We start from the raw sequence: 1,237 nt of genomic DNA on the forward strand, positions 1-1,237 counted from the left end.
CGACCGAGAAGCTCCCGGAACGTCGGATCGCCCGACAGGTCCGTACGCAGCACCAGCGTGTTCACGAAGAACCCGACCAGGTCGTCCAGAGCGACGTCCGTGCGGCCGGCGTTCGCCGAGCCGATCGGGATGTCCGTCCCCGCGCCGAGCTTCGACAGCAGCACGGCGGATGCGGCCTGGAGCAGCATGAACACGGTGACGCCCTCAGCCTGTGCCAGTTCCCGCAGCCGTGCGTGCACGTCGGCAGAGACGGCCACCGGCACGCGGTGGCCGCGGTGGGAGGCGACCGGCGGATGGGGGTGGTCGGCCGGGAACTCCAGCTCTTCCGGCACTCCGGACAACGTCTGCCGCCAATAGGAGACTTGGCGCGCCATGAGGCTGCCGGGGTCGGTCTCGTCGCCGAGCAGCTCTCGCTGCCACAGCGCGTAGTCCGCGTACTGGACGGGCAGCGGCTCCCACTCGGGGGCATGGCCCTCGCACCGCGCCGCGTACGCCGTGGAGAGGTCCTTGGCCAGCGGCCCCTTCGACCAGCCGTCGCTCGCGATGTGGTGCATGACCACGACGAGTACCTGCTCCTCGGGCCCGGCGGCGAACAGCCAGGCCCGGAAGGGCGCTTCGGTCGACAGGTCGAAGGAGTAGTCGGCCGCGGCGACGACCGCGTCGTCCAAGTCCTTCGGGGCGACCTCCACCAGCGGCAGCTCCCACGTCAGGTCCTCGACGGGGATCACCCGCTGGTACGGCTCGCCGTCCGCGACCGGGAACACCGTGCGCAGCACCTCGTGGCGGCCGATCACGTCCCGCAGGGCCGTACCGAGCGCCGCCCGGTCCACCCCACCCGACAGGCGGAGCATCACCGGGACGTTGTAGGCCGCGCTCGGACCCTCCAACTGACCTATGAACCAGAGGCGTTGCTGCGCGAAAGAGAGCGGGGTCCGGACAGGACGCTCCATCGGCGTCAGCGTCTTGCGGGCCGCACCGGCCCCGGCGAGCTTGGCCGCGAGTCCCGCGACGCTCGGCGCCTCGAACAGCGCCGCGAGGTCCAGCTCGACGCCGAGCACGGCGCGGATCCGGCTGACCAGCCGAACGGCGAGCAGCGAGTGACCGCCGAGGGTGAAGAAGCTCTCGTCGACGCCGACCCGCTCCAGGCCGAGGACCTGGGCGAAGACCGCACAGAGGATCTCCTCCTCGCGGTTGGCGGGTGCGCGTCCGGTTCCGGCCGAGCTGGAGGTGTCGGGGG

At 71.6% G+C, this 1,237-nt stretch carries 1 protein-coding gene; it reads right to left on the reverse strand.

What is annotated here, in order from left to right:
- Positions 1-1,237, reverse strand: a 1,237-nt coding sequence (locus ACFWZ2_RS43655) for a condensation domain-containing protein (RefSeq protein WP_384555363.1), incomplete at both ends; no start/stop codon positions are given.

Origin of the sequence: Streptomyces sp. NPDC059002 (genome assembly GCF_042740435.1) — a bacterium.
GTDB lineage: Bacteria > Actinomycetota > Actinomycetes > Streptomycetales > Streptomycetaceae > Streptomyces.